This window comes from Billgrantia sp. C5P2 (assembly GCF_051062895.2).
The window spans coordinates 2,987,750-3,000,719 of sequence record NZ_CM128542.1 but is presented as its reverse complement, the minus strand read 5'-3'; the positions used below and the strand labels follow the sequence as shown (position 1 = coordinate 3,000,719).

At 64.7% G+C, this 12,970-nt stretch carries 14 protein-coding genes; 10 read left to right on the top strand and 4 right to left on the bottom strand.

Annotated features, from left to right (window positions below; all coding sequences use genetic code 11):
• Positions 1–20 precede the first annotated feature (20 nt).
• The 6 genes from ACRWQA_RS13860 to ACRWQA_RS13835 are packed head-to-tail and all read left to right on the top strand — an operon-like array spanning position 21 to position 6,158.
• Positions 21–1,382: a TadA family conjugal transfer-associated ATPase gene (locus ACRWQA_RS13860; RefSeq protein ID WP_263583320.1), complete on the top strand. Its 1,362-nt coding sequence runs from the start codon at positions 21–23 to the stop codon at positions 1,380–1,382.
• Positions 1,373–2,359 carry a type II secretion system F family protein gene (locus ACRWQA_RS13855; RefSeq protein WP_434229936.1) on the top strand — a complete coding sequence of 329 codons (987 nt, stop codon included), beginning with the start codon at positions 1,373–1,375 and terminating at the stop codon, positions 2,357–2,359. The genes ACRWQA_RS13860 and ACRWQA_RS13855 overlap by 10 nt, the downstream gene beginning before the upstream one ends.
• Before the next feature lie 13 nt (positions 2,360–2,372).
• Positions 2,373–3,353 carry a type II secretion system F family protein gene (locus tag ACRWQA_RS13850; protein WP_434229939.1) on the top strand — a complete coding sequence of 327 codons (981 nt, stop codon included), beginning with the start codon at positions 2,373–2,375 and terminating at the stop codon, positions 3,351–3,353.
• 36 nt (positions 3,354–3,389) lie between these two features.
• Entirely contained in the window at positions 3,390–4,349 is a 960-nt protein-coding gene (locus tag ACRWQA_RS13845) for a tetratricopeptide repeat protein (protein WP_434229941.1), read from the top strand.
• Positions 4,350–4,402: 53 nt separating this feature from the next.
• Entirely contained in the window at positions 4,403–4,846 is a 444-nt protein-coding gene (locus tag ACRWQA_RS13840; protein WP_434229943.1) for a TadE/TadG family type IV pilus assembly protein, read from the top strand.
• Between the two features lies 1 nt (position 4,847).
• Entirely contained in the window at positions 4,848–6,158 is a 1,311-nt protein-coding gene (locus tag ACRWQA_RS13835) for a pilus assembly protein TadG-related protein (RefSeq protein WP_434229945.1), read from the top strand.
• A gap of 93 nt (positions 6,159–6,251) precedes the next feature.
• Here ACRWQA_RS13835 and ACRWQA_RS13830 read toward each other — a convergent pair whose 3' ends face one another.
• Entirely contained in the window at positions 6,252–7,181 is a 930-nt protein-coding gene (locus ACRWQA_RS13830) for a helix-turn-helix transcriptional regulator (protein WP_434229947.1), read from the bottom strand.
• 329 nt (positions 7,182–7,510) lie between these two features.
• On the opposite strand from ACRWQA_RS13830, the gene ACRWQA_RS13825 reads away from it, so the two are divergent.
• From ACRWQA_RS13825 to ACRWQA_RS13810, 4 genes are all read left to right on the top strand, one after another.
• Positions 7,511–8,725, top strand: coding sequence for a BaiN/RdsA family NAD(P)/FAD-dependent oxidoreductase (locus ACRWQA_RS13825; RefSeq protein WP_434229949.1), 1,215 nt, complete (start codon positions 7,511–7,513; stop codon positions 8,723–8,725).
• 110 nt (positions 8,726–8,835) lie between these two features.
• Positions 8,836–10,149 (top strand): ergothioneine biosynthesis protein EgtB, encoded by a 1,314-nt coding sequence (egtB, locus tag ACRWQA_RS13820; protein WP_434229952.1) that lies wholly within the window; start codon positions 8,836–8,838, stop codon positions 10,147–10,149.
• 1 nt (position 10,150) lies between these two features.
• The gene (egtD, locus tag ACRWQA_RS13815; RefSeq protein ID WP_434229954.1) at positions 10,151–11,116 is read left to right on the top strand and encodes an L-histidine N(alpha)-methyltransferase; all 966 of its coding nucleotides are present in this window, start codon (positions 10,151–10,153) and stop codon (positions 11,114–11,116) included.
• A 73-nt stretch (positions 11,117–11,189) separates the two neighbouring features.
• The gene (locus ACRWQA_RS13810) at positions 11,190–11,840 is read left to right on the top strand and encodes a TetR/AcrR family transcriptional regulator (protein ID WP_434229955.1); all 651 of its coding nucleotides are present in this window, start codon (positions 11,190–11,192) and stop codon (positions 11,838–11,840) included.
• Between the two features lie 40 nt (positions 11,841–11,880).
• Here the strand turns inward: ACRWQA_RS13810 and ACRWQA_RS13805 are convergent, their stop codons facing one another.
• The 3 genes from ACRWQA_RS13805 to ACRWQA_RS13795 are packed head-to-tail and all read right to left on the bottom strand — an operon-like array spanning position 11,881 to position 12,900.
• A complete protein-coding gene (locus ACRWQA_RS13805; RefSeq protein ID WP_434229957.1) occupies positions 11,881–12,186 on the bottom strand; it encodes a YqjK-like family protein in 306 nt (101 codons plus the stop codon).
• Entirely contained in the window at positions 12,167–12,568 is a 402-nt protein-coding gene (locus tag ACRWQA_RS13800; protein WP_434229959.1) for a phage holin family protein, read from the bottom strand. The genes ACRWQA_RS13805 and ACRWQA_RS13800 overlap by 20 nt, the downstream gene beginning before the upstream one ends.
• On the bottom strand, positions 12,568–12,900 hold the full coding sequence (locus ACRWQA_RS13795) for an ElaB/YgaM/YqjD family protein (RefSeq protein WP_434229961.1): 333 nt from the start codon (positions 12,898–12,900) through the stop codon (positions 12,568–12,570). Before ACRWQA_RS13795 ends, ACRWQA_RS13800 begins: the two co-directional genes overlap by 1 nt.
• Positions 12,901–12,970: the final 70 nt, after the last annotated feature.

The following is a 12,970-nucleotide window of genomic DNA, read 5'->3' as shown; positions in this document are numbered from 1 at the left end:
GCTGATCGGGAGACAGGCTGATGAATTTCCGTGAACGCATGACGGCAGGAGAGGAAGACCGGATCTGGGGGGGCCGCGGGCTGGCGGGCGGCAGCCTTTCGCCGGCGGAGCAGGAGTGCAAGCAGCGCCTGTTTCGCCAACTGGTCAAGGTGATGGACCTGGCGTTGCTCAGCACGCTGGACGAGCGCGAGGCGCGCAGCCAGGTGCAGCAGGTGTGCGAGGCGCTTATCGGCAAGGAGACGCTGCCGTTCAACGCGGCCGTGCGCCAGCGCATCGTCAGCGAACTGCAGGACGAAGTGCTGGGCCTGGGGCCGCTGGAGACGCTACTCGCCGACAAGACGATCTCGGACATTCTGGTCAACGGCACCAACCCGATCTACGTGGAGCGTTGCGGCAAGCTGGAACGGACCCTGCTGCGCTTCGACAGCGACCAGCACCTGATGACCATCATCGATCGTATCGTGTCGAGCGTGGGGCGCCGTGTCGACGAATCCTCCCCGATGGTCGATGCGCGGCTCAAGGATGGCTCGCGGGTCAATGCGGTGATCCCGCCGTTGGCCATTGATGGGCCGATGCTGTCGATCCGCCGCTTCGCCGTCGACCGGCTCACGGTGGAGAACCTGATCGCCCACGGCAGCCTCTCGCCTGTCATCTCCCAATTATTGGAGAAAGTGGTCAGGGCGCGGCTCAACGTGCTGGTCTCGGGCGGCACCGGTGCCGGCAAGACCACCCTGCTCAACGTGCTGTCGGGCTTCATCCCGGCCGACGAGCGCATCGTCACCATCGAGGACTCCGCCGAGCTGCAGCTGCAGCAACCCCACGTCGGCCGCCTGGAGACCCGCCCGCCCAACATCGAGGGGCGCGGCGAGGTGACCCAGCGCGACCTGGTGCGCAACAGCCTGCGCATGCGCCCCGACCGCATCATCATCGGTGAGGTGCGCGGGGGCGAAGCCTTCGACATGCTGCAGGCGATGAACACCGGCCATGACGGCTCGCTCACTACCATTCATGCCAACACGCCCCGCGATGCGTTGACGCGGATCGAGAACATGGTGGCCATGAGTGGCTACCAACTGCCGCCGCGCGCGCTGCGCTCGCAGATCGCCTCGGCCATCGACGTGGTAGTGCAGGTGGAGCGTCAGGAGGATGGTGTGAGGCGGCTGGTCAGCGTGCAGGAGGTCAGCGGTCAGGAGGGCGAGATCATCACCATGTCCGAGCTGTTCCGCTTCGAGCGCGAGGGCGTCGACGAGCATGGCGGTGTGGTGGGGCACTACATGGCCACCGGCGTGGTGCCGGGCTTCTACGACCATCTCAAGCGTCGCGGGCTCGACCCGGGGCTGGAAGTCTTCCAGCCGGGCGGAGGGCAACGGCCATGGGCATGAACGTCAATCTCTCCGACGAGGCGATCTTCATCGGCATGATCTTCATTGCCGCCTTCCTGCTGATGCAGAGCTTCCTGGTACCGGCCTTCGGCGAGAACCGCAAGGCGCAGAAGCGACTGAAGAAACGACTGAATGCCATCTCGGCCGGGGCCGATCGCGGCCAGGCCTCGCTGGTGCGACGCAAGTACCTGCGTCAGCTGTCACCGCTGGAGCGGGCGCTCGAGGCGTTGCCCGGCATGGCACGGGTCGAGCGGTTGATCGAGCAGGCGGGGCGAGAGACGCCGGCCTATCGGGTGGTACTTCAGAGCCTCTGTCTGGGGGGCATGAGCGGTGTAGGCGGCTTCTACCTGCTGCCGCAGCCGCTGCTGGGCGTGCTGCTGGGGTTGGGCGTGGCGGCACTGCCGTTCATGCGCTTGCAGCGGTTGCGCAGCAAACGCCTGGCACGCTTCGAGGAGCAGCTGCCCGATGCGCTGATCGTCATGGCGCGGGCGCTGCGGGCAGGCCACCCGTTCAGCGATGCCATGCACCTGGTGGCCGAGGAGATGGCCGACCCCGTCGCCGCCGAGTTCCGCACCACCTTCATGGAGATCAATTACGGCGGCGAGGTGCGCAGCGCCATGCTGGGCATGCTGGAGCGGGTGCCGAGCGTGACCGTGATGGTATTCACCACCTCGGTGCTGATCCAGAAGGAGAGCGGCGGCAACCTGGCCGAGCTGCTCGATGGCCTGGCCGCGGTGGTACGCGACCGCTTCCGCTTCCAGCGCAAGGTGCGCACGCTCTCCGCCCAGGGCCGCATGGCGGCCTGGATCCTCTCGCTGCTGCCGTTCGCGCTGGCCGGCGTCCTCACCCTGGTATCGCCGAAGTTCCTGCCCATGCTCACCCAGGATCCGGTGGGCCGGCAAATGGTGGTCGCGGCGTTCGTCATGATCGTGATCGGCATTCTGTGGATGCGCCGCATCGTGCGCATCGACGTCTGAGGAGGGCGCGCGGATGGACATGGTGGCAGCTTGGCTCGACAGGTTCGACACCTTCATGCAGGACCCCTACGCCATGCAGCTCGGCTTCGCCGCCATGCTGGGCATGGCCGTCTTTACTCTGCTGGTGGCGTTGGCGCTGCTGGTCATGGGGCTGTCGGATCCCCTGCGGCGCCGGCTCAGGCACCTGGAAGCCAGTGCCGAGATGGCTGCGGGACAGGGCAAGGTGGATGAGGGCGGCTTGGTCCAGTGGCTGGGTCCCATGGGCGAGAAACTGGTGCCCGGGAAAGAGGAAGTCCGCAGCCGCATCGCCGAGGAGCTGCGTCATGCCGGCAAGCGTTCGCCTTCGGCCGTCAGCCTGTTCTATGGCATTCGGCTATTGCTGACCGTGGTGCCGCCGCTGCTATTGTTGTCGCTGCTCCTTCCTTTCGTACGCATCCCTCCCGCTATCGTGATGCTGCTGATCATCGTCACGGCCATCGTCGGCTATCTGCTGCCGCGCTTGTGGCTGGTGCGGGCAATCAAGCGGCGCACAACGCAGCTGCGCCGCGGCCTGCCCGACGCGCTGGATCTGCTGGTGGTGTGCAGCGAGGCCGGCCTGGGGCTGGGGGCGGCGATCCAGCGGGTGGCGCGCGACCTGGAGGTGAGCCACCCGGAGCTGGCCGACGAACTGCACCTGTTCGGCATGCAGACCCGCGCGGGCATGGACAACAAGACCGCCCTACGCGACCTCGAGGAGCGCACCGGCGTCGAGGACATTCGCGGCCTGGTCACCACCCTGCTGCAGAGCATGCGCTTCGGCACCAGCATCGCCATGACCCTGCGCCTGTTCGCCGTCGAGTTGCGCGACAAACGCACCCAGGAGGCGGAGGAGAAGGCTGCCAAGGTCAGCACCAAGATGTTGTTTCCCCTGATTTTCTGTGTTTTTCCCAGCTTCTTCGTGGTGGCCCTGGGGCCGCCGTTGCTGGGGGCGGCCGCCGCCTTTGCGGGGCGCTGAGCCAACCAACGTCATCAACGAGCGGGAGAGGTTGCCATGAGAATCGACATCAAAGCTGCTACGGGGTTACGCACCGTTTGGGCCGTCGCCGCGCTATCACTGGCGCTGAGCGGCTGCGCTGCTACCGGGGGAGCACCCCAGGAAGGCGATATCTACGGGTCTCTGAACAACGGTGGGTCGTCGGTGGCCTATGGCACCGCCTTCCCGGTGGGCTCCGCCGAGGAGGCCTACCGCAATGGTGATGCCGCCCTGCGTGCCGGTGATGCCGACCGGGCGCTGTTCGAGTATCTGCGCGGGTTGCGCATGGAGCGGCGGCCCCAGGCCGACCCGCTGTATCGGGTCGGGATCATTCATCATGGTCGCGGCAACCATGAGCTTGCCGACACGGCCTATCGCTGGGCACTGGACATCGACCCACGCCATCCCGGGGCAGGAACGGCGCTTGGCATCATCCTGATCCAGCAGCGCGACTATGAGCAGGCCGAGCAATTCCTGGCGCCCATCGCGGCACGCCGCGAGGCCCCCTGGCAGGCCCACAACGCCCTGGGGGTGATTGCCGACATCCGCACCGACCATGCCGCGGCGCAGGCTCACTATGCGAGAGCCCTGGAGACGAACCCGAGGATTCCGCTGGTGCTCAACAACCAGGGCTATTCGCGCTACCTGGCCGGTGATCTGCCCGGTGCCCGCCAAGCGTTGCGCCAGGCGGTGAGTGCCAATCCCGACTACGACCTGGCCTGGCGCAACCTGGGGCTGGTGCATGCCCGCGAGGGCGACTACGAAACCGCCATCGAAGCGGTGGCGCGTGGCGGCGATCGCGCCAAGGCCTACAACGACATCGGCTATATCTCGATGCTCGAGGGGCGCTACCAGGACGCCATGGGTTTCTTCGATGAGGCGATGCGCCTCTCGCCGGCCTACTACGTCACCGCCAGCGAGAATGCCCGCAGCCTGGATCAACTGATCCGTCGTCAGGGCGCTTCGGACATCAACTGACGGGCACGACCCGGCGCCGGGCGCGCGGGCAGCACGAGCGAGGAGGGCGAGGCATGAAAACGATACGTTCGGCGCGTCGTCAGCGCGGCTCGGAGGTGGTGGAGTTCGCCATTTCGGCAACGCTGTTGTTCATCCTGCTGTTCGGCATCATCGAGTTCAGCGTCGCGCTTTTCGACAAGGCGACGCTGACCAACGCCAGCCGCGAAGGGGCGAGAACCGGCATTCTGTACCGCCCGGAACCGCGTGACACGGGCGCCGAGGATGCCGCCATCGAGCAGGCGATCCGCGACTATGCCGAGCAATACCTTATCTCCCTGGGCGGGCCGGCGGAGATGGAGATCACGATCGCGCGCCCCAACGGTGGGACCCTGCAGGCCGGGGACAGCCTGGTTGTGACGGTCGACTACCCCTATCAGTTCCTGCTGCTGCCCGGCTTCATCGGCACCCTGGGCGATGTGCTCGAGCTCAGCGCCACTACCGTGATGAGGGCCGAATGACATGAACGCAAGCATCGCCAGGCGTGGCCACTACGGTTCGCCGCAACGTCAGCGCGGGGTCTCCATCGTGCTGCTGGCCGTCGGCCTCTTCATGCTGCTGGCCTTCACCGCCCTGGCTGTGGACGGGGGCAACCTCTATGTGGCCAGGAACGAATTGCACAACGCCGCCGATGCCGGCTCACTGGCGGGTGCAAGGCATCTCTATCTCAAGGATGGGAGCTGGGTGAACGACGGCACACGCCCCTACGACCCGAGCGATCCGGACTCTCCCTTCAAGAGTGCGGAAGCCTGGGCGACCGAAGCGGCCATGGACAATTGGAGCCAGAACGAGGCGGTTGAAGTCCTCAGTGCTGAAAGGGGCCATTGGAGCTTTGCCACGCGAAGCTTTACCCCGAACCCCTCGATCGATCCGGTGGATCTGTTCGAGCGCACTGCCGAAGACCTCGACGGCGATCCGAACTTCATCAATGCCGTGGAGGTCGTCACGGCCCGCCAGCAGACTCAGGTGGAGGCCTTCTTCGGGAGGATCTTCGGTTTCGAGGGCTACGACGTGTCGGCGCGTTCGGTAGCCTACATCGGCTTTGCCGGCAACCTGCGCCCGGAGGACGTCGACCAGCCCATCGCCCTGTGCCGGCAGGCGCTGATGGACCCTTCCGGCAACTACTCCTGCAGCACTGGCCGCTTCATCCCCGAGGGTGACCAGACCGGCGGTTGGACCAACTTCCAGCATGACCAGAGCGGCGCGTCCAACGCCAACGAACTCAGAAACCTGGTCTGCGGTGACGGCAACCCCGACGAGATGCGCTTCGGCGAGGACATCTCCACCAACAACGGCCAGGTGCAGTCGGCCTTCAGTGAGCTCTACGACTGCTGGGTGGAGAAGACCGCGAAGGAGGAGGTCTGGACCCTGACCCTGCCGGTGATCGACTGCGAAGAAGGGGTCGCCCCGAGCAACCGCCTGGTGGGCGCCGTGACCGTCAATATCGTGTGGATCATCGACCAGGCAAACAACATCGACAACCGGGCGCCACGCCAGATGGAACTGCCGCCCGAAGACAGCGGTGGCGATTCACCGGGTACCTGGAGCCATGACGGCGCGAGCGGTGCGGAGCGCTGGGATAGCTTCGTCGACGCCTTCGACCTGCAGAAAGAGAACGGCGACCCCGCCCATTGGAGTTCCGATCCGCAACAATCGGGTTGGCGTCAGAAGAGCATCTACTTCCTGCCCAGCTGTAGCTACCACGACCCCAAGGGGCAGACGGGGGGCGAGAACTTCGGCATCCTGGCGCAGATACCCGTGCTGGTGGATTAGGCGCCGACAAGGGCGCTGGCCGACACCATCCGGCCAGCGCCCTTGTTTGTCTCTTGACCTGCTATTCCCTGCTCGGGCCTGACTGACCTGCCTTCAGGTCGATGCCTTGATGCTCCAGGCAACACCCCGGCCATGACCGGCGCCGAGCGCGGGTTTGGCCGCAGGTGCCAAGGCGTCGCATGACTTGGCCGGACCCTTTGCCGCTTCCCCGGTGGTGGAGAAAGCCTCGCGTGTCGTCAGCGACTGACGATAGAGCGTCGGCGTCTGGCCGGCGTGCTTCTGAAAGGTCCGCGTGAAGTAAGAGAGGTCGCGAAAACCGACACTGAAGCAGACATCCGTGACGGACATCCTGGGGTTGGCAAGCAGCCGCTTGGCTTCATCGATGCGCCGTTCCAGCAAGAATCCCTGGAAAGTATTGTCGGTGAGCTTGCGAAACAGTCGGCTTAGCTGGAAAGGGGTGATACCGCACTGTTCGGCAACTTCGGCCTGGGCCATCTTCTGGTGCAGGTGCTGCTCGATATAGCTGATGGCTCGATCCAGCTGGACGCGTTGATGGCTCGAAGTGGGACAGGGAAGACGTGCCTCGGGGGGAATCTGGTTGCTGACCTCGGCTGCCTGCTTCCTGACCTGTGTGCCGGCGTTGACCGACCGCAGTTGATGGAGGCTCTCCATGACGCCGATGAACCTGGCAAGGTCGACCGGCTGCACGAAGTAATCCCAGACTCGGGTGCGAAAGGCCCAGACGGCCAGGCTTTCGGAGTGCGCCTGGGTGATCATGAGCAGGGGCACCGAGGCGGCGCGCTGCTTGGCCTGCCTCAGGTCGGTCAGTCCCTTCAGGTCCGGATAGTCGAACTCGAAGCAGGCGGCGATTGGAGGACGAGAGAGCAGGATGGGAAGAGGATCCTGGTCGTTGGTAACGAACTCAATCGGGTAATCTTTTTTACGTAGGGCGAGTACGTAATCTTTTTCTATTGGATTATTGAGTGTACGTAGCACAATGAGAACATAACCATGAGTGGACATGCGAATGTCCCTCCTGAGTCCCTTGCGTCATGACGCTTTATAAGTTTTAGTTGTTGGGTTTTGCTGTTTGAAAAGAGTTACTTTTCAAGAATGATTCCATTGTAACCTTTTGTAGTGGGTGTGTCTTATCCAATGTAATTGAAAGTGACAAATTAACAGTATTATATTTCTCATCCTTTAGTCTTGCTCTTCTAATGCTGTGAAGCTGCATTAGTTTTAGTTAAATTAGACTGTCGCACCAGGAAAGCCAGGCCATGATGGCATAGGCCCTTGCCTGAGCGACTGCGAGTTCTGCTAGAATCGGCCTCCTTTCTGCCAACGGAATCGTCATGCCGTCTCCTGGATTCGATGTCGTGATCGTAGGCGCGGGCGCTGCCGGGCTGATGTGTGCGCTTACGGCCGGCTATGCGGGGCGTCGCGTACTGGTGCTCGATCATGCCAACAAGCCCGGCAAGAAGATCCTGATGTCGGGAGGAGGGCGCTGCAATTTCACCAACCTGGCCACCGGGCCGGCCAACTTCTTCTCGTCCAATCCGCGTTTCTGCATCTCGGCGCTGAAGCGCTACCGCCCGGAGCACTTCGTCGAGCTGGTGGAACGACATGGCGTCGACTACGTCGAGAAGGCGCCGGGCCAGCTGTTCTGTGCCCATTCGGCCAAGGAGCTGCTCGACGTGCTGCTCACCGAATGCGAGTGGGCAGGAGTCGAACTGCGACTGAAGACCTCAGTGGAGCGAATCGAGCGGGCAGGCGAGGGCATGCGGCTCGTCTCCTCTTCGGGCCGCATCGAGACCGGTGCGGTAGTGATCGCCACTGGCGGGCTATCGATTCCCACCATGGGCGCCACCGGGTTCGGCTATGACATCGCTCGCCAGTTCGGCCTGCAGGTAACCGAGACGCGACCGGCTCTGGTGCCGTTCACCCTCACCTCACAGTGGAAGGCACGAGCAGCCGACCTGGCCGGTGTGGCCTGCGACGTGGCGGTAAGCACCGTGCGCGCCGGCCAGCGACTGGGGCCGGGACGCGAACGACGCTACCGCGAGCCGATGCTGTTTACCCACCGTGGCCTCTCCGGCCCCGGCATGCTACAGATCTCGAGCTACTGGCAGCCCGGCGACGAGCTCGAGATCGATCTGCTTCCGAGGCATGACATTCCCGCTGCGCTGGCCGAGGCCCGCCGGGTGTCCCCGCGCCGCCAGCTCTCCACCTGGCTGGGCGAGCAGTTGCCCCGACGTTTGGCCCAGGCACTGGTCGAGTGGCACGGCGAGGACCCCGTCTTGGCAGAGCTCTCCAATGCCCATATCGAGGCCTGGCAGGAGCGCCTCGGCCGCTGGCGCCTCAAGCCTGCCGGCACCGAGGGCTGGCGTACCGCCGAGGTAACTCTGGGGGGCGTCGACACCGGGGCGATCTCGTCGAAGGACTTCAGTGTCGAGGGCTTGCCGCAGCTGCGTTTCATCGGCGAGGTGCTCGACGTCACCGGTGAGCTCGGTGGCTACAACTTCCAGTGGGCCTGGGCCTCGGGCGTGGCGTGCGGGCTTTCTCTGTAAACGAGGAACGAACGACAAAAACTTACGCAACGTAACCGGGCGCTTTCTGCGACATTGCTACGCTGGGAAAATCGGTTCGTCCCGGATGTGGTTCGACACAGGAGTGCGCCATGCCCCCCCAAGCCCACCAGTGGGAAAGCTCCCACCAGTTGGAAACGCCCGATACCCTGCACACCAAGGAGTGGCTGAGACGCTACCAGCGCGTTCGCCAGGCCTCCGAACGGCTCTGCGAGCCGCTCTGCACGGAGGACTACGTGATCCAGAGCATGGATGACGTCAGCCCGCCGAAGTGGCATCTAGCCCACGTCACCTGGTTCTTCGAAGCCTTCATTCTCGCTCCCTTCCAGCCCCACTACCGAACGCTCGACCCCGCCTACGACTTTCTTTTCAACTCCTACTACGAGACTCACGGCGTGCCGTTTCCGCGGCTCCGGCGCGGAACGCTGTCGCGTCCCACGGTCGCCGATGTCTACCGCTTTCGTGCCCATGTCGACGCGGCCATGGCGGAGCTGCTCGAATCGCCGCCTGCCGAGCATGCCGAGGAGATATTCCGGCGCGTGGAGCTGGGGCTGCACCATGAGCAACAGCACCAGGAGCTGCTGCTCATGGACATCAAGCACATCCTGGCCCAGAACCCCCTGTGCCCCGCGTATCGCGACGACCTGTCGCCGCCGGTGGAGGAGGCGCCCGGAGAGCTGGCCTGGCTCGACCCCCCGGCGGGCATCCGCTCCATCGGCCACGACCTGACGACCGGCTTCGCCTACGACAATGAGGGGCCGGTGCATCGCCAGTTTCTCGAGGCGTTCCAACTGGCCAACCGCCCGGTGACCAACGAGGAGTTCCTGGCCTTCATCGAGGACGGTGGCTACGCGCGCCCCGAACTGTGGCTTTCCGACGGCTGGCAGCAAGTCGGCCAGGGAGGCTGGCAGGCGCCGTTGTACTGGGTGAGGCGCGACGACGGCTGGCACCACTTCACCCTGGGCGGTCTGCGCCGAGTGGACCCGCATGCGCCGGTGGTTCACGTGAGCTTCTTCGAGGCCGACGCCTATGCCCGCTGGGCCGGGGCGCGGCTGCCCAGCGAGGCGGAGTGGGAGGTTGCCGCTCGTGGCGTGGCCATGAACGGCAACTTTGTCGAGAGCGACCACCTGCAGCCGGTGGCCGCTCCAGCCCTGACCCAAGCCCCCAGCCAGCTGTTCGGCGACGTCTGGGAGTGGACCGGCAGTGCCTACCGGCCCTACCCGGGGTTTCGCACCCTGCCGGGCACACTGGGCGAGTACAACGGCAAGTTCATGTCCGGGCAGATGGTGCTGCGTGGCGGCTGCTGTGCCACGCCGGCCGATCATGTCCGCCCGACCTATCGCAACTTCTTTCCGCCCCACGCCCGCTGGGCGTTCTCCGGTTTTCGGCTTGCCAGGGAGGCATGACATGGACTCGCTCGTACGCTTTTACGACCAGCACCCGTCCGAGGTGACGGGGTCGCTTTGTCAGGAGTTGCTGGCCGGGCTCAGCGCAACGCCTAAGTTCACTTCGCCAAAGTTCTTCTACGATCGTCGTGGCTCCGAACTGTTCGATGCCATCTGCGAGCAGCCCGAGTACTACCCCACGCGCACCGAGGAGGCGATCCTGCGTGCCGCTGCCACCGACATTGCCGAGGTGGTCGGTCGCGACGCCACCCTGATCGAGCTTGGCAGCGGTGCCAGCCGCAAGGTACGCCTGCTGCTCGAGGCATTGCATCCGGCCTGCTACCTGGGCGTGGACATCTCTCGCGACTTTCTCCTCGAGAGCACCCAACGCCTGGCGGGTGACTATCCCTGGCTCGAGGTGCATGCCGCCTGCGCCGACTTCACGCGTCCCATGGCCCGGCCGGAGGGACTGGAGGGAGAACGGCCGGTGGCTTTCTTTCCCGGTTCGAGCATTGGCAACTTCACTCCCGAGGAAGCCGAGCGCTTTCTGAAGGGGCTGACGACGCTGCTGCCCATCGGTGGGGGGCTGCTGGTCGGTGTCGACCTGATCAAGGATCGTGCGATTCTCGATGCCGCCTACAACGATGCCGCAGGCGTCACAGCGGCCTTCAATCTCAACCTGCTGGAACGACTGCGCTACGAGTTCGAGGCCGAAGTGGAACCGCGGGGGTTCCGTCACAGTGCCTTCTACAACGAGGCCGACTCACGCATCGAGATGCACCTGGTGAGCTTGCGCGACCAGGCCATTCGCGTGGCGGGGGAGCGGGTCGACTTCGACGAAGGCGAGAGCCTGCATACCGAGAATTCCTACAAGTACAGCATCGCAGGCTTCCGCGAGCTGGCCGGCCGCGCCGGCTTCGAACCGCGTGCCCACTGGACCGACCGCGACGCCCTGTTCTGTATCCATTATCTGGAGCGTGCGGCCTAGTGGTCTTGGTGGCCTTGGTGACAATCCGGTCTATGCTGCATGACAGAACCATGCTGGAAGCAGAGGGCCCGCCATGACCATGATTGCGATTCAGGACTCCTCCGAATACGAAGTGTCTCCGTTCGCTGACCGTATCGTCGATGAAGCCGTGCGCCAGGCCGAAGAGCGGGGTTGGAAGGGGGTGCGTCTCTCCGAGGTGGCGCACGGCCTCGAGCTGCCGATGTCCGTGGTGCTCGAGCGTTTTCGCGACATGGATGCCGTGGCCAATGCCTGGTTCCAGCGTGGCTGGCGCGCCATGCTGGCCACCAAACCCGATACCTTCGACGATTGGCCGGAGCGGGTGCGCATCGAACACTGCCTGCAGGCCTGGTTTGACACCTACGCGGCGCATCGGCGGGTGACCATCGAGATGCTGCGGACCAAGGCGCACCTGCCGCATCCGCATACCTGGGTGCCGATGGTCTTCGACCTGTCACGTACCATCCAGTGGCTGCGCGAGGCGGCACGACTCGAGGCGCGCTACGGTACCCGCCGCGCCCAGGTGGAGGAGATGGCATTGACCAGTCTGTTCCTGGCTGCGCTGGCGGTGTGGTCTTCCGATACCAGCGAAGGCCAGCGCCGTACCCGACGTTTCATCGAGAAGCGCCTCAAGCGCGGCGAGAGCTGGATGAAATGGGTGCCGGGAGTAGCCCACCGGCGTCATTCTGCGGAGGCGCAGCTGTAAGTTTCAGCAGGGCTGTCCTGGGTAGAAATCAGCGAACCTGCTACAGGAGTCGCCGTGCCCGGTTGAGCAGAAGGCCCCCGGCGGCGAGCCGCTTGACCAAGCGAATGAGCGAGTTGGGGTGGCGTGCGCTGCCGACCAGCAGGGCGCCACCGGCCAGGTACACCAGCCCCCGGTAGCGCTTGAGGCGCTGCCAGCCCGCATCGAGGGGCGCGGCAGCAAGCTGCCAGCGCTCCGCTTCGACCAGGATATCGATGCGCTGCTGCTCGATCCTGGACAGGAGTTCCGCCTTGCGCTGGGCGCGTGTTGGCTTGGCTGGTGGCGTTGGGTCACCGGCGCGACGCGTCACGATGTTCCTCCATCAGGTGGCGGTCCAGGGCAAGCTGGGCCAGTGTCTCCTTCAGCAGGGTATGACGTCGGGCCAGGCGCAGAGCCATCAATGCGGTCAAGCCGCCGCCCGCCAATAGCACTGCGGCACAGAGGAGAATGGCGGCCAGGCGGTGGGTATCCCAGAACAGTACCACCACCAGAAGTGCCAGCATGCCCAGACCCAGTAGCAGCAGCACCAGGCTGAGGCCCAGCAACAGCAGCAGGGTGGCGAGTCGGGCACGCTCCTCCTCGAGTTCCAGCACGGCGAGACGCAGGCGCGTCTCGCCGGTGGCCACCAAGCTGGACAGCAGGCGCCGGCCGGCGCCGAACAGGCGTTGCGCCGGGCCTTCGCCGGACACCATCAGCGCCGCCCGATCAGCATGCCGATGACCATGCCCACCGCGGCGCCGATGCCTATGCTGGTCCAGGGGTTGTCGTGCACGTACCGGTCGCAGGCATCGACCTGATGGGTGATGGAGTCGCGAGCTTCACCGTAGAGTCGCTCACCGCGAGCCTCCAGGCGTGACCGGGTCTCCTTCAGCCGCTTCTCGGCGCGCTCCCTCAGTTCCTTGATGTTGCTGCGCGAGTCGTCGGCGGTGGCGCTGACGAGTTCCTCGATGGTATGGGAGAGATGTTGCAGATCCTCCTTGAGCTGCCGGGTGGTTTCGTCGACGTGGGGAGTGCGAGAGGCCATGATAGTCTTCCTTTGACGTGGAGATCACAGGCTCAGCATAGCATTAGCGACTGCGACTTCAATGTCGCTT

What these genes read in the sequence shown, in the direction of transcription:
- ACRWQA_RS13800 (WP_434229959.1), bottom strand. Translation starts at nt 12,568, where the DNA reads ATGGTGTCCGGCGAAGGCCCGGCGCAACGCCTGTTCGGCGCCGGCCGG.
- ACRWQA_RS13830 (WP_434229947.1), bottom strand. Translation starts at nt 7,181, where the DNA reads ATGTCCACTCATGGTTATGTTCTCATTGTGCTACGTACACTCAATAAT.
- ACRWQA_RS13860 (WP_263583320.1), top strand. Translation starts at nt 21, where the DNA reads ATGAATTTCCGTGAACGCATGACGGCAGGAGAGGAAGACCGGATCTGG.
- ACRWQA_RS13825 (WP_434229949.1), top strand. Translation starts at nt 7,511, where the DNA reads ATGCCGTCTCCTGGATTCGATGTCGTGATCGTAGGCGCGGGCGCTGCC.
- ACRWQA_RS13845 (WP_434229941.1), top strand. Translation starts at nt 3,390, where the DNA reads ATGAGAATCGACATCAAAGCTGCTACGGGGTTACGCACCGTTTGGGCC.
- ACRWQA_RS13840 (WP_434229943.1), top strand. Translation starts at nt 4,403, where the DNA reads ATGAAAACGATACGTTCGGCGCGTCGTCAGCGCGGCTCGGAGGTGGTG.
- ACRWQA_RS13795 (WP_434229961.1), bottom strand. Translation starts at nt 12,900, where the DNA reads ATGGCCTCTCGCACTCCCCACGTCGACGAAACCACCCGGCAGCTCAAG.
- ACRWQA_RS13850 (WP_434229939.1), top strand. Translation starts at nt 2,373, where the DNA reads ATGGACATGGTGGCAGCTTGGCTCGACAGGTTCGACACCTTCATGCAG.
- ACRWQA_RS13835 (WP_434229945.1), top strand. Translation starts at nt 4,848, where the DNA reads ATGAACGCAAGCATCGCCAGGCGTGGCCACTACGGTTCGCCGCAACGT.
- egtB (WP_434229952.1), top strand. Translation starts at nt 8,836, where the DNA reads ATGCCCCCCCAAGCCCACCAGTGGGAAAGCTCCCACCAGTTGGAAACG.
- egtD (WP_434229954.1), top strand. Translation starts at nt 10,151, where the DNA reads ATGGACTCGCTCGTACGCTTTTACGACCAGCACCCGTCCGAGGTGACG.
- ACRWQA_RS13810 (WP_434229955.1), top strand. Translation starts at nt 11,190, where the DNA reads ATGACCATGATTGCGATTCAGGACTCCTCCGAATACGAAGTGTCTCCG.
- ACRWQA_RS13855 (WP_434229936.1), top strand. Translation starts at nt 1,373, where the DNA reads ATGGGCATGAACGTCAATCTCTCCGACGAGGCGATCTTCATCGGCATG.